The sequence below is a fragment of the Streptomyces sp. NPDC002032 genome (assembly GCF_042890765.1).
In the GTDB taxonomy this organism is placed as follows: Bacteria; Actinomycetota; Actinomycetes; order Streptomycetales; family Streptomycetaceae; genus Streptomyces.
Map to the genome: position 1 here is coordinate 103,349 of NZ_JBIASM010000010.1, position 16,581 is coordinate 119,929.

14 protein-coding genes and 2 pseudogenes are annotated in these 16,581 nt (G+C 73.9%); 14 read left to right on the forward strand and 2 right to left on the reverse strand.

Annotated features, from left to right (window positions below; genetic code table 11):
- Nucleotides 1-280: 280 nt before the first annotated feature.
- Together ACFYYT_RS23145 and ACFYYT_RS23150 are read left to right on the forward strand one after the other, a co-directional pair.
- Nucleotides 281-484 (forward strand): cold-shock protein, encoded by a 204-nt coding sequence (locus tag ACFYYT_RS23145; RefSeq protein ID WP_351816850.1) that lies wholly within the window; start codon nucleotides 281-283, stop codon nucleotides 482-484.
- Nucleotides 485-697: 213 nt separating this feature from the next.
- On the forward strand, nucleotides 698-1,204 hold the full coding sequence (locus ACFYYT_RS23150) for a DUF4232 domain-containing protein (protein WP_351816847.1): 507 nt from the start codon (nucleotides 698-700) through the stop codon (nucleotides 1,202-1,204).
- 119 nt (nucleotides 1,205-1,323) lie between these two features.
- Here the strand turns inward: ACFYYT_RS23150 and ACFYYT_RS23155 are convergent, their stop codons facing one another.
- A complete protein-coding gene (locus ACFYYT_RS23155) occupies nucleotides 1,324-1,923 on the reverse strand; it encodes a hypothetical protein (protein ID WP_351816844.1) in 600 nt (199 codons plus the stop codon).
- Between the two features lie 537 nt (nucleotides 1,924-2,460).
- Here ACFYYT_RS23155 and ACFYYT_RS23160 point away from each other — a divergent pair.
- Complete coding sequence (locus ACFYYT_RS23160; protein ID WP_351816841.1) at nucleotides 2,461-3,741, forward strand: serine hydrolase domain-containing protein; 1,281 nt, start codon at nucleotides 2,461-2,463, stop codon at nucleotides 3,739-3,741.
- 399 nt (nucleotides 3,742-4,140) lie between these two features.
- Here the strand turns inward: ACFYYT_RS23160 and ACFYYT_RS23165 are convergent, their stop codons facing one another.
- Complete coding sequence (locus ACFYYT_RS23165; protein ID WP_351816838.1) at nucleotides 4,141-4,896, reverse strand: TioE family transcriptional regulator; 756 nt, start codon at nucleotides 4,894-4,896, stop codon at nucleotides 4,141-4,143.
- 58 nt (nucleotides 4,897-4,954) lie between these two features.
- On the opposite strand from ACFYYT_RS23165, the gene ACFYYT_RS23170 reads away from it, so the two are divergent.
- The 11 genes and pseudogenes from ACFYYT_RS23170 (at nucleotide 4,955) to ACFYYT_RS23220 (ending at nucleotide 16,362) form a co-directional block, all read left to right on the forward strand.
- A complete protein-coding gene (locus ACFYYT_RS23170; RefSeq protein WP_351816836.1) occupies nucleotides 4,955-6,157 on the forward strand; it encodes an erythromycin esterase family protein in 1,203 nt (400 codons plus the stop codon).
- A 631-nt stretch (nucleotides 6,158-6,788) separates the two neighbouring features.
- Entirely contained in the window at nucleotides 6,789-7,769 is a 981-nt protein-coding gene (locus ACFYYT_RS23175; RefSeq protein ID WP_362861071.1) for a LuxR C-terminal-related transcriptional regulator, read from the forward strand.
- Nucleotides 7,770-7,980: 211 nt separating this feature from the next.
- Entirely contained in the window at nucleotides 7,981-8,313 is a 333-nt protein-coding gene (locus ACFYYT_RS23180) for a hypothetical protein (protein ID WP_351816830.1), read from the forward strand.
- Between the two features lie 196 nt (nucleotides 8,314-8,509).
- Complete coding sequence (locus ACFYYT_RS23185; RefSeq protein WP_351816827.1) at nucleotides 8,510-8,695, forward strand: hypothetical protein; 186 nt, start codon at nucleotides 8,510-8,512, stop codon at nucleotides 8,693-8,695.
- 79 nt (nucleotides 8,696-8,774) lie between these two features.
- A complete protein-coding gene (locus ACFYYT_RS23190; RefSeq protein ID WP_351816825.1) occupies nucleotides 8,775-9,029 on the forward strand; it encodes a phosphopantetheine-binding protein in 255 nt (84 codons plus the stop codon).
- 148 nt (nucleotides 9,030-9,177) lie between these two features.
- The gene (locus ACFYYT_RS23195) at nucleotides 9,178-9,891 is read left to right on the forward strand and encodes a GNAT family N-acetyltransferase (protein WP_351816822.1); all 714 of its coding nucleotides are present in this window, start codon (nucleotides 9,178-9,180) and stop codon (nucleotides 9,889-9,891) included.
- Nucleotides 9,888-13,205, forward strand: a complete 3,318-nt coding sequence (locus tag ACFYYT_RS23200) for an AMP-binding protein (RefSeq protein WP_388609095.1) — start codon at nucleotides 9,888-9,890, stop codon at nucleotides 13,203-13,205. The genes ACFYYT_RS23195 and ACFYYT_RS23200 overlap by 4 nt, the downstream gene beginning before the upstream one ends.
- A pseudogene (locus tag ACFYYT_RS23205) lies at nucleotides 13,202-14,188 on the forward strand (AMP-binding protein); the annotation flags it as partial. The gene ACFYYT_RS23200 and the pseudogene ACFYYT_RS23205, both read left to right, overlap by 4 nt.
- A 282-nt stretch (nucleotides 14,189-14,470) precedes the next feature.
- Nucleotides 14,471-15,307 (forward strand): annotated as a pseudogene (locus tag ACFYYT_RS23210) (AMP-binding protein); the annotation flags it as partial.
- Nucleotides 15,308-15,310: 3 nt separating this feature from the next.
- Complete coding sequence (locus tag ACFYYT_RS23215) at nucleotides 15,311-15,619, forward strand: hypothetical protein (protein WP_388609206.1); 309 nt, start codon at nucleotides 15,311-15,313, stop codon at nucleotides 15,617-15,619.
- Nucleotides 15,616-16,362, forward strand: coding sequence for a 4'-phosphopantetheinyl transferase superfamily protein (locus ACFYYT_RS23220; RefSeq protein ID WP_351816813.1), 747 nt, complete (start codon nucleotides 15,616-15,618; stop codon nucleotides 16,360-16,362). Before ACFYYT_RS23215 ends, ACFYYT_RS23220 begins: the two co-directional genes overlap by 4 nt.
- The last annotated feature ends 219 nt before the right edge of the window (nucleotides 16,363-16,581 follow it).

Here is a 16,581-nt window from a genome sequence, read left to right on the forward strand (position 1 = left end):
GGGCGCAGGTGTCCGGGGGAGGCCACCGGGCCCGGTGGGACGGTGGCCCCGCCCGGCCGCGATGTCGGTACGGGAATCAATCCCTCCGCGACGTGACCACATTTGATCCTTGTCGCTCTCTGGTGAGAGGCGAATCCGGCGTGTAGTTTCAGCTCCAGCTGTCGTGGTTCGCAGTTCCTGCCCGCGCCCTGGCGTGGGCGTTTTGCTGTGCAGTGCCGGACCAGGGCGATCACCTCCGGGTCCGCGCGGTGCGGATCCGACTTCGACCGGGAGGCATGACATGGCCAGCGGAACCGTGAAGTGGTTCAACGCCGAAAAGGGCTTCGGCTTCATCCAGCAGGACGGCGGCGGCCCCGACGTCTTCGCGCACTACTCCAACATCAACGCCACCGGCTACCGCGAGCTCCAGGAAGGCCAGGCCGTGACCTTCGAGATCACGCAGGGCCAGAAGGGCCCGCAGGCGGAGAACATCACCCCCGCCTGACCGCACGGTTGACCGCAGGGCACGGGATCCGGTCCGGAACCCGTGCCCTGCGGGCGTCGGCCGCCCCCTCCGGGTCCTCCCCGTCCCGCCCTGCCCCGGCTCCGCCGCCGCCCCGATCGCGTAGGGGCGCGCATCACGGGTAGGTGGGACAGGCATCAATCGCATGTGTCGGCGCCCGCGCCGGCCGATCGATCGGGGTGAGCCAAGGTGACGTTGACGTCCGCACGAACGGTGGTTCCCGTCCTGCTGTCCCTCGCGGCGGGGGCCGCGCTGGTGGGTGCCGGTCCCGCTGCCGGGGCCGAGCGGCCGGCCGTCCGAGAAAGCACCTGCGCGCTGGGGAACCTGAAGGTCTCCGCCGGGGAACCGGACGTGGGGGCGGGCCAGTTGTACGTACCGCTGCGCTTCACCAACACCGGCGACCGGCCGTGCACCCTGCTCGGGTATCCCGGCGTCAGCGTCCTGAACGGCAGCCGGCAGCAGATCGGGCGGCCGGCGGACCGGGACGGCCAGGTGCCGGCCGCCGTTTCACTGGCTCCCGGACGCAGCGCCACCGCCACCCTGCACACGACGAACGGTCCGATCGGCGGCCCGTGCCTGCCCAAGGGCGAGTTCCTGAAGGTCTATCCGCCCGCGTCGAGGGATGCCGTCCTGCTGAACACGCCCTTCCAGGTCTGCTCGAACCGCTTCACGGTGAGCCCGGTCAGCCCGGCCACCGCGTAGCCCGGTCACGGCGTAGCCCGTCCGCGCCGCTGGTGGGCCGCACCGCTGGTGGGCCGGACCGCGGATGGGCCGGACCGCGGATGGGCCGGACCGAGGTCCGGCCCACCCGACGGGTCGGGTCAGACCGGGGTGCCCGCCAGCTCCGTGAAACCGGGCGCACAGGCCGTGGCCACGTTGGCGGGGGTGAAGGGGGCCGCGGCGGAGGAGGTGCAGACGGCCTGGTGGAGGGCGCCGTCGCTGCCGAGGAGGGTGATGTACAAGTGGCCGGGGTTCTCCTCGGTCACGGAGACGGCGGTGTCGTAGACGCACCGGGGGGCGCCGGGGACCAGGTGGAGGTTGATCCAGACGCCGGGGTTGCGGCTGTCGTTGAGGAAGGCGTGACCCTCGTTGTCGGTCGCCGAGCGGTACACCGTCTGGAACAGGCCGGAGCCGGAGTAGTCGACCACCGCGGAGCTGACGTCACGGCTCGTGTGGCACTTGCCGTTCGCCAGCTGCGCGTTCTGGGGCTCGTCCATGCCGGGCCGGGCCGGAGCCTGCTTGGCCGGGGCCTTCTTGGCGGGAGCCTTCTTGGCCGGGGTCTTCTTGCTGGAGGTATGTTTGGCCGGCGCCTTGGGGTCGGGCCCGGTGTGGGCGAACGCGGCCGGGGCCAGGAGCGCCCCGGCGAGTACCGCGCCCGATACTGCCGCCACACCGCGTGCCGCCCAGGTGAGGGTCGTCATACCGTTTCCTCCAACCGTCAGTGCGGGCCTGCCGCAGGGCGGGCCCGCCTGTCCACAGATGCCGCACCCGCCCGGTACCGGGCACCCGTGCGCGCTCCGGTGGGAGAGGGCATGCGGGGGCCGGGGCCGTTCGGATCCGGTGGCTGCCTCGCAGCCGTGACCGAACGTCGCACACCTGAACCGCCGGTGATCGCACGCCGATCCGGCCCGTCACCCCCAGGGGCGGATCCAGGAACCGAATGGCGGACGCCCGGCGGGGCCCGTCGGGCCCGCCGCGTCTCTCGGCGGCGCGGTGGCGAGGGGCGCGGCGACCTCGGAGCCCCCGATTGGCCCCTCGCGCGCGGGCGGCGTTTCATCGAAGGACGACAGGTCCCGTCCCCGCGGCCGTACCGGTCCCTACGAGGGCGCTCGCGGTCCGGCGTCCACCGCCCCGGCGCGGGGCGTGGGGCGTGGGGCTGTGGGCCGGGCCTTCTCACGGCAGGAGACCGTCATGATCCTCGCGATCCGTGCGGCAGGCCCGGCCGGCCTGTCGGAGCCATGACCGCCCACCGGGGCCGAGCCCGGCTGGTGATGCTGTGCGCCGCCGCGCTGGTCGGTACGGCGGCCCTGCCGGCCGGCGACGCCTGGGCCGTCGCGGGGGTGGGGGAGGCGGCGCCCGCGTCGTGCGCGGCCTCCCCCACCCCGACGGGCGGTGACGCGAAGCGGATCCTGGACATCGCCCGGGCCGCGCAGCGGGAACTGGACCTGAAGTCCGTCGTGCTGCGGGTCACCCGCGACGGGCGGGAGGTCGTCACGACCGCGCTCGGCCAGTCGATGTCGGGCGTCCCGGCCACGGCGGACATGCACTTCCGGGTCGGTTCGGTGGCCATCGTCTACATGGGCATCGCCGCGCTCCAGCTCGTCGCGGACGGCAAGGCCGGCCTCGACGACCCGATCGCGCGCTGGCTCCCCGACGCCCCGCACGCCCGCAAGATCACCCTGCGCATGCTGGGCAGCAGCACGTCGGGCCTGCGCGACTACGTGCCCGATCCCCGGTTCCTCGCGGCGCTGTACGCCGACCCGTTCCGGCAGTGGACGCCCGAGGAGCTCGTCGCCATATCCGCCTCCCACCCCCTCCTCTACGCGCCGGGGACGAGCTGGAGCTACTCCCACGCGAACTTCGTACTCCTCGGGGAGGTCCTGGAGAAGATCTCCGGCACGCCCCTGGCCGAACTGCTGGAGCGCAAGGTCATGGATCCGGCCGGGCTGGACAACACCCGCAGCAGCCCCACTCCCGAGATCGAGGAACCCGTCCTGCACTCCTACGACGCCGAGCGCGGGAAGTACGAGGAGTCCACGTACTGGAACCCCTCCTGGACCACCGCCCCCGGCGCGGTCCTGAACAGCGACATCTGCGACCTGGCCCGTTCGGCCGAGGCGGTCGGCAAGGGCGAGCTGCTCAGCGCGCAGGGCTTCGAGACCCAGCTCGACCCGGGCACCGTCGGCCTGGGCGGCAACACGCCCGGCTGCCCGCCCCGGGACTGCTTCCGCCAGCTCCCGGCGCGCCACTTCGGGTACGGGGTGATCGTCCAGAACGGGTGGATCCAGTCGAACCCGTCCTTCGCGGGGTACGCGGCCATCCAGGCGTACCTCCCGTCCGACCGGCTCGCGATAGCGGTCACCACCACCGTGGGAACCGGGGCGCCCGGGTACAACACGGCGCAGACCATCGCCGGCCGCATCGCCGAGGCCCTGACCCCCGGCCACTCCCTCGCGGGAGCGGCCCAGCCAGAAACCGCCCCGACCACCCCGCCGCCGCCGGCCGGCGCCCGCCCCTAGGGGGTGTCCATCGCCCTCGGGTACGAGCCCAGCGTGTCGGCCGTCACAGGTGTAGATCCCGGCGGGCGGGACAAACGCGTCTTGGCTGGAGTTGAGCGGCTCTGGTGGGCAGCCGTGCGTGCGGATCCTGACCTGCGCGCACGGCACCACCACCAGTCGGGCGCGGCGCGCATGCGGGGGGACCCGTGTGTGGGAACATCCGGACATGCCTGTACGTTCGTCCTTACGTGGGTGAGGGACCGAACGCCGTTTCCAGCCCACCCCCCATACGTCCTGACCTGCCATCCCCCCCGGTCGGTCAGGACCCGCCCCGTCCAGCCAACCCCCCCCCGGCTGGGCGGGGCCCTTTTTTCACGGGCTCCCGGGACGCAGGCTCAGGGACGCGGGCTTCCGGACGGACTACCGGATGGTCGATGGCGCGCCCGGCCCGCCGAGGTAGGCGTCCAGCTCGGCCGCGCCGGTGAGCATGGCCCGGCCGCGCGCGGACAGGCGGGCGCGCCAGTCGGCCAGGGTGGCCTCCAGGGGTTCGAGGCCCCCGGCCGCGCGCACGTGGGCGATCAGCGGGGCGATCCGCTCCAGCAGATAGCCGCCGCGCCGGAGCTGGTGGGCCAGCCGGACGTCCCGTACGTCGGCCTCGTCGTAGACGCGGTACCCGGTCCGGGGGTCGCGGCGCGGGCGCACCAGACCGGCGTCCTCCCACTTGCGCAGCGTCGCCGGCTTGATGCCGAGCCCGTCCGCCAGCGGCCCGATGAACATGCCGCCGGACGCCGGCCCGGACCCGGACCCGGACCCGGACACCGGGACGGGCCCCAGGTTGCGGAGGGCGTCCTCCACCGCCCGCAGGGTCCGCCGGTCGTCGAGGAGCTGCGCGTGGCTCTCGTCGATGAGGCGGAACGCCTCGTCGGCCGCGCCCTGGTTCACGGCCCGCATGATCGCCGCCGCCGTCCGGTGGCCGTGGCCGGGCAGCAGGGCGAGGAACGCCCGCAGGGCACCGGCGTGCGCCGGGGTGTAGGTGCGGTAGCCGTGCGGCGTGCGCGCGGCGGCCGGCAGGATTCCGGCCTCCTCGTAGTTCCTGACCGCCTGCGTGGACAGACCGTGCCCGCGCGCCAGATCGATCGGCCGGAGCCGCTCACCGCTTTGAAGGTTTTGCCGCATGAAGCCCAGGATAGAGCGGAAAAGTTTACACCGAAGGTTCAACGATACCGTTGAAGCCATGGCTACCGACATCAAGGACACCGCCCGCGCCTTCGACGCCGCCGCCGTCATGGCGCTGCCCCCGGGCCGGCCCCGGGTGCTGGCCCTGGGCGAGCCCGCCCACGGCGAGGAGGCCCTGCTCGGCCTGCGCAACGAGCTCTTCCGCCGGCTCGTCGAGCAGGAGGGCTACCGGACGATCGCGATCGAGAGCGACTGCGTGGCGGGCCTGGCCGTGGACGACTACGTCACCTCGGGCGCGGGCTCCCTCGACGAGGTCATGGAGTACGGATTCAGCCACGGCTGGGGCGCCTTCGCGGGCAACCGCGCCCTCGTGCGCTGGATGCGCGCCCACAACGACGGCCGGCCCGCGTCCGAGCGGATCCGCTTCGCCGGCTTCGACGGCCCGCTGGAGATCACCGAAGCCGCGAGCCCCCGCCAGGCCCTCACCGCGCTCCAGGACTACCTCGCGCCCCACGTCGACGCGGACCTGCTCCCCTGCACCGCCGCCACGCTCGACCGCCTGCTCGGCGCCGACGACCGGTGGACCGACCCCGCCGCGATGATGGACCCGGCCGTGTCCGTGGGGCGCTCGGCCGAGGCCGGCCGGCTGCGGCTGCTCGCCGATGAACTGACCGCGCTGCTCGACGCGCAGACGCCGCACCTGCTCGCGGCGACCCCGCGCGAGGACTACGACCGGGCGCGCCTGTACGCGCGGACCGCGACCGGCCTGCTGCGCTACCACCACGCGATGGCCGACACCTCCCCGGCCCGCATGACGCGGCTGTGCGCGCTGCGGGACTCGATGATGGCCGGCAACCTCCTCGCCCTCGCCGCGCGCGGCCCCGTCCTCGTCCATGCCCACAACGCCCACCTCCAGCGGGAGAAGAGCACGATGCGGATGTGGCAGGGGCCGGTGGAGTGGTGGAGCGCCGGTGCGCTGGTGAGCGCCCGGCTCGGTGCGGAGTACGCGTACGTGGCCACGGCCCTCGGCACGATCCGGCACCGGGGAGTGGACGAGCCGGCGCCGGACACCGTCGAAGGGCTCCTGTACGCCCTGCCGGACGACCGCTGCGTCATCGACGCCCGACGGCTGGCCACCGCCCTCGACGGCACACCGCCGGCGCCGCGCACCTCCCCCTGGTTCGGCTACGCCCCGCTCGACCCGGCCCGCCTGGCGGACAGCGACGGCATCGTGTTCGTCAAGGACGTCCCCGAGCGCTGAGGGGTGCCCGTCCGTGGGCTGTTGATCCGACGTCAGGTACGGGGCTTTTCGTTCCGAGGGGCGAGACGCCGCCCTCCTGGTTGAGCGGTGAAGTAATTCACGGCGCGAAGTACGGGCGTGCCCGAATCCTCTATCGGGGGCAACGGATTCGGGCGGCTGTGCCTACGGGCGGCGTGCCATTGAATCGCGGCCGCCGTCCCGTGCGGTGGCCGGTGGATTGTCCTTCGGGTATTCATGCCGGTCTCCTGTGAACTGGTCTGGAGGAAAGGGAGTTCGCGGACCGAATTCATTTGTCCCGCGGTCGTGAGTAGTGCGCCTCTGCCGGGATTCGCGCCGTGCGGACCCGCGGTCCGGGGGTGGTACCGGGGGCTGTCGGCTCCTGGTTCCGCGCGCCCCGCGCAGCCGCTGTGGCCGCCCACGGCCCGTACGCGCGGCTGCCGCCGCGTTCGGCATTTCCACTGTGGTAAAGCCCAAAATGTCCCGGGTGTTCCGGGTGAGGTCATCCTCCCCTCGTCCCTCAGACCCCTCCCCTATTCGTGTTGACCTGGGTATGCGGACGGGTATGCTGTCACTCGCGCAATCGGGAACTATGAGCGCTCCGGCTGCGGGACGACCACAGGGGGAGCGGCAAATGCTGGAGAGCATCGGACTCGAGAATCGTGACCACGACGTTTATAGGGCACTTCTCGTCCATCCCGGCTGGGATATGCGGGACATAGGCCAGAACCTCGGCATGGGGGAGGCCGAGGTCCGCGAGACGCTGGACCGGCTGACCAGGTTCTCGCTCCTGCGTTCCGCCTCCGAGGCCGAGCCGTTCGTACCGGCCAGCCCGGAGCTCGGGCTCCTCCCACTGCTGCAGAACCTGGAAGCCGAACTGGACGAACGCCGCGCCAGGCTGTCGCGCGACCGGGCCATGCTGACGGCCCTGACGTCCGAGTACACCGCGCGGCGCGTCCAGAACGACGTCGCGGGCGTCGAGCGGCTCGTGGGCCTGGACGCGGTGCGCTCCCATCTGGGGCAGCTCGCCCAGGGAGCCACCTCCGAAGTGCGTGCGTTCATGCCGGGTCCGGCGCTCAGCCAGGCGGCGCTGGACGCGTCACGCCCCCTGGACGTACAGAACCTCGCGCGGGGCGTCCGCATGCAGACGGTGTACCTGGACACGGTGCGCAAGGACCCCGCGACGGTCGAGTACGCCACCTGGTTCGCCCGGCAGGGGGGCCAGACGCGCACCATGCCCTCCCTGCCGATGCGCCTCATCCTCTGCGACCGGTCCGTGGCCGTGCTCCCCGTGCGGCCGGACGCGAGTGAGCAGGGGGCGTTCGTCATCCGCCTCACCAGCATGGTCACCGCGCTCAACCAGCTCTTCGACCTGACCTGGGAGCGCGCCACCCCGCTGGGAGAGTCCTGCGCTCCGCACTGCGACGGGCCCAGCGAGCGCGAGCTGGCGCTGCTCAGGATGCTGGAGGACGGCCACACCGACGAGGTCATCGCGCGCAAGCTCGGGGTGTCGATCCGCACGGTCCGCCGTCTGATGGCCGACCTGCTCAAAACGCTGAACGCCGAAAGCCGGTTCCAGGCGGGCCTGCAAGCCGCCCGCCGAGGGTGGATCTGACGGGTTCGGCGGCCGGGCCGGGGAATTGCGTCGGCGGCGGCGAATTCCGAAGCCGGCGAAGTCCGTTCGTAACATCCCGTAGTGTTCGGTGCGCCCGACCGCGGGGTACCGGAAGCGTCGGCGGTGGCCCGGTGGCCAATTCAGGCCATGGCATCAGGCGGCCGTATCAGCCATCGTTTGATGTTCCCAAAGGCTGGCTATGGTGAGCCTTGTGTATGCCATCAAGGTGTTCCTGCAACCGCCGTACGGTGCTCGAACCGCCGGCCCGACCAGCAGCGGACCCATCGAGGACGGGCTCGTCGCAGACCCCCAGCCCGGGATCGCCCATGTGAGCCTCGTTCCGCTGGCCTCGCAGGTCGTGGCCATGACCTTCGTCGTCGCCGCCGATCTCCGCGCCGCCGAGCGGCTGGCCGCCGCGGCGTGGGAGGCCTGGCTCGGCCGTGACTGGTCGGCGGGCTGGAAAATGTCCTCGTACGGCGCCGATCTGATGCTGGGCGTCTGGGCTGCCGCAGAGGCGTTCATTCGCCAACCTGGCTCAAACTGACCGGTTGGTGCCATGGCCTACATGGGCCATCCGGAATCGTAGCCACCGGTCGGCGGCTACAGCGAGTATCAGTCAGGACGAGGGCCCCACTGCGTCGGACGATTACGCAGAACTGCCCGTTCCTCCGTGTCTTCCCCACATACCCCTGTGGTTCCGGCATGCATTTTTTCCTTGAAAGGCAACCATGCACGACCGAATGAACCGAATTTCCCGGGCAGCCGTTCTCGGCGTTCTCACCGTCCTCTGTGCCCTTCCGGTGCTCCTCCCCGGCGATGCGGCCCCCGAGGTGGCCCCCGAGGTGACCGCGGCGGCGCCCGCCGCGGTGGTCCACGAGGAAGGGCACGAGGCCCTCCCGGCCCCCCGCAACTGGGCCTGGGACTAGGGGGTGCCCCCCTGGAACCCTCCAGCTCCCGACGACCGATGACTCGACCCGGCGCGCGCCGGGAAGGAAGCAGGCACCGATGCAGACCGACATGACGCCGGCCGAACTCACCGACCGCGTGCGGGCCATCTGGACCGAGGTCCTGGGCCGCTCCGACTTCAGCGACAGCGACAGCTTCTTCGAAGCGGGCGGGCATTCTCTGCTCGCGTCGAAGGTGATGGCACGGCTCGGACGCGCTGTCGGCACGCGCCTCTCCATGCAGCTGATCTTCGACCACCGCACGGTGGAGCGGCTGGCGGACGCCGTTCACGCCCAGGTGTCCGCCCAGAACTGACCCCGGCGCCGGGCGCCGGCCCCGGGGCGCGAACGGACGCCCCCCGCCCGCGGATCCCGCGCCCGCTCGGGTACGCGCACCGATCCGCCCGCCCGCGTCGGCCGGTGAGGCCGGACCACCCCCTTCCCTTTCCTTCCTGGAGTCACCCATGTCCCCTCTCGTCGTCGTCAACGGCGAAGGCCAGCACGCGCTGTGGCCGCACACCCCGGAGATCCCCTCCGGCTGGCGGGCCACCGGCTTCTCCGGGACCGAGGAGGAATGCCTCGCCCACATCGCGGAGGTCTGGACCGACATGCGCCCGCGCTCCCTGCGGGACCTGTCCGCCGCCGCGCCGAACGTCCTGGCGACCGAGCGGTTCGTGCTGCGCGAGCTGACCGCCGACCAGGTCGCCGCGCTGCTGCGCGACGACGCGCCGGGCGAGGACTGGGCGCCCGGCTACCCCATGGCCGGTACGCGCGCCGCCGCCGCCGGGTACGGCGAGCGCCCCGCGGACCAGCACGTCCGGGGCTTCGGCATGTACCAGGTCGTACGGTGCGCCGACGGCCGGGTGATCGGTGCCATCGGCTTCCACGCCCCGCCCCGGGAGGGCTCCGTCGAGGTGGGGTTCAGCCTCGTGGAGTCCGGCCGTGGCGCCGGGTACGCGAGCGGCGCGCTCCACGAGCTGACGCACTGGGCGCTGGCGCAGCCCGGCGTCGGCGCGGTCGTGGCGCGCACCTTGAGGGACAACACCGCCGCGCGGGCCGTACTGGAGCGGGCCGGCTTCCACCGGACCGCCGAAGAGGCGGAGTTGCTCCACTACGCCCACACCGGCCCCGCCGCCCACACCGCCCCCGAGGCCCCCGCCGGCCGGGGCGCCGCGTGAGGGCGGTCCGGCCGCGCGCCGTGCTCGCGCACACCAAGGACATCCCGGTCTCCGCGACGATCCACGGCGGTATCGCCGCCGCTGCCGCCCTGCACCCCGACGCGGTCGCCCTGCGGTACGGGGACGGCCTGACCGTCGGCTACGGGGAACTGGACGCCGCGGCGAACCGGTTCGCCGCCGAACTTCTCGAACTGCGCATCGGCGAGGGCGACTTCGTGCCGGTCCTGGTGCCGCCCGGCCCGGTCCTGCCCGCCGTACTGCTGGCCGTGCTCAAGACCGGTGCGGCGTACGTGGCGCTGCCCGTGGACTGGCCGGCGGGGCGGCTCCAGCAGATCGCCGACCGGTGCGGGGCCCCCGTCCTCATCGTCGGCGAGGGCGTCGAGGTCACCGTGACGGGGCGCGCGAGCGTGCGCGTGCCGTCCGGCGTCACGGCCCTCGCGGCGGACCGGAGCGGCCGCCCGGTCCCCGCCGCCGCCTCGGCGAACTCGCCGGCCTGCGTCTTCTTCACCTCCGGCTCCACCGGAGAGCCCAAGGGGGCCGTCTCACCGCACGCGGCGACCCTGCGGCTGTTCACTCCCACCCCCTACTCCGCCCGGCCCGTCCCGCCGTTCGGCGACTGCCCGGACCTGTTCCCCGGGCAGGCCCCGATCGCGCACTTCGGGCCGCGCACGGTCACCCTGCGCACGTCCTCGGTCGCCTGGGACCTGGCCTCCATGGAGAACTGGGCGCCGCTGCTGAACGGCGGATCCGTCACCTACGGCGCCCCCGGTCCGCTGACCCCGGCCGCCCTGCGGGAAGCGGTGGAGGTGCACGGCGTCAACACGCTCACGATCACGCCGTCGCTCCTGAACACCCTCGTGGACGAGGACCCGCGCTGCTTCGACGGCATCGCCCAGGTGCTCACCGGCGGCGAGCGGATGTCGGCCGAACACGCGCGGCGGCTGCTGACCGCCCACCCGGCGCTCCACCTGGTGAACGGGTACGGGCCCGTCGAGTGCACCATCCTGGCCACCGCGGTCCGGATCCACGACGTGGCGGCCCTCGAAGGCGCGGTCGACGTGCCGATCGGCACCGCCCTGCCCGGCACCCTCGTGCTCGTGCTCCGGGCGGACGGCGCCGTCGCCGGCCGGGGCGAGACCGGCGAGATCTGGCTGGGCGGCCCCGGACTGGTCCACGAGTACCTCGGCGACCCGCGCCAGACGGCGCGGCAGTTCGTCGAGACGCCGCTCCCGGCGGAGGTCACCGGCCTGCCGGACGGCACCCGGGTCCGGCTGTACCGGACCGGCGACCTGGGCGTGCTCGACGAGGCCGGGATGCTCTGGTACCGCGGCCGGGGAGACCGGCAGCTGAAGATCCGCGGGGTCCGTGTCGAACCGGCGGAGACCGAGGCCGCACTGCGCCGCGAGCCGGGCGTGCGCGACGCCGCCGTGGTCGCGCTGCGCGACGCGCAGGAGCGGCCCGTCGGGCTCGCCGCGTGGGTCACCGGCGACGAGGGGCTGGACGTCACGGCCCTGCGGGAGAGGCTGGTCGCGCTGCTGCCCGGCCCCCTGGCACCGCGCTGGATAGGCCGGCTCGACGCCTACCCGCGCAACGGTTCGGGCAAGACCGACTACCCGGAGCTGGAACGCCGCGCCGTCGGCCAGGCCACCCGGGCAGACGGTTCCCGGCCCGCGGCGGGGCCCGGGGAGGAGCTGGTGGCGGCCGTGTTCGCCACCGTCCTGGGCGCCCCGAGGGCCTGGTCGGACACCCACCTGATCCACTCCGGCGGCGATTCCCTCGCCGCCGTCCGGATCGCCCACCGGCTCACGCTGGCCACCGGCCGCCGGGTCACGGCCGCCGACGTGCTGTCGGCCCCGCTGGTCGCGCGGCTCGCGGCGCGCATCCCGGAGCTGCCCCGGGCGTCGGGCGGCGCGCCGGGCGCGGACGGAGGGGCCGAGAGCGCCGAATCCCCGCTGTCCGCGGGTCAGATCCGGATCTGGCTCACCGAGCAGTTCGCCCCGGGCTGCCCGCAGAACCTCGTCCACCGCACGACGGAACTCGAAGGCCCGCTGGACGTAACGGCGTTGCGCGCCGCGCTGGGCGACGTCATCGACTGTCATCCGTCCCTGCGGACGGTCTACCTGGAGGACGAGGACGGCGACCCGTTCCAGCGGGTCCTGCCGCCCGGAGGCGTTCCGCCCCTGGACGAGGTCCGGATCCCGGCGGCCGGCCTTCCGGCGCGGGCCCGGGCGGCGGCCGCCGCCCCGGTGGACCTCACCACGGGGCCCCTGCTGCGGCTCACCGTGCTGCACGACCCGCAGGCGCCCGGGCGCGCCGTCGCGGTCCTGGCCGTGCACCACATCGCGGTGGACGGCTGGTCCCTCCCGGTCATCGTCGAGGACCTGCGCCGCGCCTACGAGGCGCGCTCGCGCGGGGACGCGCCCGCCCTGCCGGCGGAGAGCGTCGGATACACGGCCTGGCACCGGGCGGAGGCGGCCACGGCCGACCCCGCCGAACGGGAGCGGCGCGGCGCGGTGTGGCGGGCGGAACTGGCGGGCGTTCAGGACGTGCCCCAGCAGGTACCGCCCCGCACGCCGGGCACCTCCGGCGGCGGCGCGGCCGCCCCCGGCGCGGCCGCCGCCCCCGGCGCGGCCGCCGCCCCCGGCGAGGACGTGGGCGTGATCGCGGCGCCCGTCCCGGCCCCGGCCGCCGCCGCCGTACGCGACACCGCCCGCTCGGTGGCGGCGACCCCGGCCGTCGTGCTGCTGTCGCTGTTCGCGCAGGCGGTCTCCGACGTCACCGGCGCGCGCCGGTTCTGCGTGGCCGTTCCGGTGGCGGGCAGGTCCGACCCCGCACTCGCACGCACGGTGGGATTCTGCGTGAACACCCTCCCCGTACGCGTCGACACCGAGCCCGGCGGCGATCCGCTCGCGCTCGTACCGGTCCTCCGGGAGCGTTTCCTGCGGGCGCTGCGCGACGAGCTGCCGTTCAACGACATCGTCGCGGCCGTCGGCGGCGACCGGGGCCACCGGATGCCGCTCGTCCAGGTCTGCCTGGCCTACCAGACGGACGCCGACCCCGTCCTGACCCTGCCGCCCGCCCGCTCGCGCCCCGCTCCGACTCCGGCCGGCGACGGCGGCTTCGAGCTCACCTGGGAACTCTGGCCGGCCCGTTCCGGCGCGGACGGCCCGGTCGCGGGCACCGTGCAGTTCCGTGCCGAGGCCTTCCCCGCCGCGACGGCCCGCGCCCTGCGGGAGCGGATCGCCGCGCTGCTCAGCGCGCTGGACGCGCCCCCGAAGCCGCCCCGTCCCGCAGAAAGCGACATCACCGCATGAACTTCCTGAACGACACCGTGGCCGGCCCCGTGGGGCGGGACCTGCCCCCGGACGCCTGGAACGACACCGCCCGCCCCTTCGACCGGGCGACGACCCTGTCCGCGCTGCTCGCCGAGGCGGCGCGCCGGGTGCCCGAGCGCCCGGCGCTCCTGGACGGCGCCCGCACCCTCACCCACGCCGAACTCGACCGGCGGGCCGAGCGGCTGGCCAATCACCTGCGCACGCTGGGCATCGGCAGGGGCTCCCACGTGGCCCTGCTGTCCACCCGGTCGGCGGAGGCCGTCATCAGCCTCCTCGCCGTCCTCAAGGCGGGCGCCACCTACGTGCCGCTCGACATCCGGTGGCCGCGGTCGCGGCTGCGGTCGCTGCTGGCCGGCCTGGGCGTCAGCGCCCTGCTCACCTCGCGGGACCAGCTCCCCGCCGTCGCGGCGGTCCGCTGGGACGTGCCCACGCTGCGCCACGTCGTCGCGCACGACCTCACGACCGAGGACACCTGGGCGGACTCCTTCGACGAGGAGGCGATCGGTGACCTCTGGAACTACGTGGCGGAGCTGCCCGATCCGCTCCAGGCCGCCGGCTTCAACATCGGCGTCCCCGCCCACCTCTACGCCGCCGACGAAGTGGCCGGCTACCGGGACCACGTGGTGCGACTGGCCCGCGACGTACTGCCCGACGGGGGCGCGGTACTGGAGATCGGCTGCGGTTCGGGGCTGATCACGCAGGCCCTCGCGCCGCACGCCGCGCGGTACACCGCCGTCGATCCGGCCGCCTCCGCGGTGGCGGCCGTACGCGAGCGCGCCGCCCGGGAGGGCGTCACGCTCACCGGCGCCACCCTGTTCGCCCACGAGGCCGCGAGCGCCCTCGACCACCCGGTCGACCTCGTCGTCCTCGCGAGCACCGTCCAGTTCTTCCCCGACACGGACTACCTCGTGCGCGTCCTGTCGGACCTCCTGCCGAAGCTGGCCGCGGGCGGTTCCGTCGTGCTCGCCGACCTCGTCGATCCGGACCTCGGCCAGCACACCGGTCTGAGCGTGCCGCGTTCGTTCTTCGCGGCGCTGGGCAGGGCCGTCCCCGGGGCGGTGGTCAGGGTGCTCGGCCGGGACGCCGCCCGGTGGCCCGCCGACCTGGCCGCGCGCTACGACGTGGTGATCACCGTCCCGGCCCGGATCCCCGAGGACCACGGGCTGCGAGCGCTGCGCACCTGGACGCGCTGGCACGTGGACCGGCGCCCGACCGCGTCGGTCCACAGCGAGCCCGCCGCGCAGGACATCGCGTACGTCATCTTCACCTCCGGGTCCACGGGGGCGCCGAAGGGCGTCATGGTCGACCACCGGGCCGTCGTCAATCTCATCGACTGGATCAACCGCGTCCACGCGGTGGGCGAGGACGACCGGCTGCTGTTCGTCACGTCGTTCTGCTTCGACCTGTCGGTGTACGACATGTTCGGCGTGCTCGCGGCGGGCGGCTCCGTACGGGTGGTGCCGGACGCGGCGCTGGCGGAGCCGGACGCCCTGGTGGACCTGCTCGAACAGGAGCCGGTCACCATCTGGGACTCCGCCCCCGCGGCGATGGCCCATGTGATGCCGTTCCTCGAATGCCGCGACCCGGAGGGCCGGGGCGACCTGCGGCTCGTCCTGCTCAGCGGCGACTGGATCCCGGTGACCCTGCCGGACGAGATCCGGGAGGCGTTCCCGGGCGCGGGCGTGGTCGCGCTGGGCGGCGCGACCGAGTGCACCGTCTGGTCGAACGCCTTCGAGATCGGGGACGTGGACCCGGCCTGGCCGAGCATCCCGTACGGCCGCCCCATGCAGAACTCCCGCTACCACGTGCTGGGTCCGGGGCTGGAGCCCTGCCCGGTCGGCGTCGCCGGCGACCTGTACATCGCGGGCACCTGCGTGGCCCTCGGCTATACGGGGGCGCCCGCGCTCACGGCCTCCCGGTTCCTGCCGGACCCCTTCGCCCCCGCCGGAGCGCCGGAGGGGACGGAGGGGACGGAGGCCAGGATGTACCGCACCGGCGACCGGGCCCGCTGGCTGGCGGACGGCAACCTCGAATTCCTGGGCCGGCTCGACGACCAGGTCAAGATCCGCGGCTATCGGATCGAACTGGCCGAGGTACAGGCGGCGTTGACCCGCTGCCCGGGGGTCAGGTCCGCCGTCGTCCTGGCTCCCCGGAGCGCGCACGGGAGGGAGCTGGTGGCCTTCTACGTTCCCGAGCGGACGGTGGCCGGCGGCGCCCCGGCGGTGACGCCGGAGCAGGTCCTGGCGGCCCTCGGCGGACTCCTTCCCGCGTACATGCTGCCCGGGCGCCTCACCGCCGTCGCCTCCTTCCCGGTCGGCCCCACGGGCAAGACCGACCGGGACCGGCTGCTGGCGGACCCCGGCCCGGGGGCCGCCGCCGGGGGCGCCGGGTGAACGGCGGCCCGGGCGGGGGATCCGCCGCCGGCCGGAGGGACGAGACCGGAGACGAGACCGGAGACGAGACCGGAGACGAGATCGGGGACGAGATCTCCGTCTGGTCGATGGGCGTGCCGCCCGCCGGGGAGCTCGGCGGCTACGACCTCCGGGTGCTCGACGCGGAGGAACGGCGGCGCATGGCGCGGTACCGGCGCGCGGAGGACCGCGCACGCTACGGCTTCGCGCACGTCGCCCTGCGGCGGATCCTGGCCGCGCGGCTCGACGTCGCTCCCCGCGCGGTGCGGTTCCGGCGCGAGCCCTGCCCGGTCTGCGCGGGACCGCACGGACGGCCCGCGCTGGACGCGCCGTCGACGCGGACGCGGTTCTCCCTCTCCCACCGGGGGCAGCGGGTGCTGATCGCCGTCGCCGAACGGACCGTGGGCGTCGACGTGGAGGCCGTCCCCGGCGGCACGACGGTCACGGGCGTGGCGCGCGCCCTGCACCCGGCGGAACGCGCCGCGATCGAGGCCGCGCCGCCCGCCGGGCGGGGCGCGGCGTTCGCCCGCGCGTGGGCGCGCAAGGAGGCGTACCTCAAGGGCATCGGCACGGGCCTGGGGCGCGGCCTCGGCGAGGACGACACCGGGGCGCCGATCCCCGGCTGGCGGGTCGTCGACCTGCCCGTGGACGCGGCGCACGCGGCGGCCCTCGCCGTGCGTTCGCCCCGGCAGCCGGCGATTTCCATGCGCCATTCACCGCCCTGACGCGACCACCACGCGCAGGTACCGCGGCATTGAATTCAGGGCTGCGAAAAGTAATGCGGAAAAGGTTGACAGGGGCTGTCCCGGTCAACATAGTTAAGGTGAACTGATCAAGGAATCCCGCATCGATGGTGCGATGTCCGCTTACGAGCGTGTCGTCTTCCGCGTCGCCCATCCGGGGAATCTGCCTTGGAACTCACCTGGCACTCTTGTCGGTGCAAG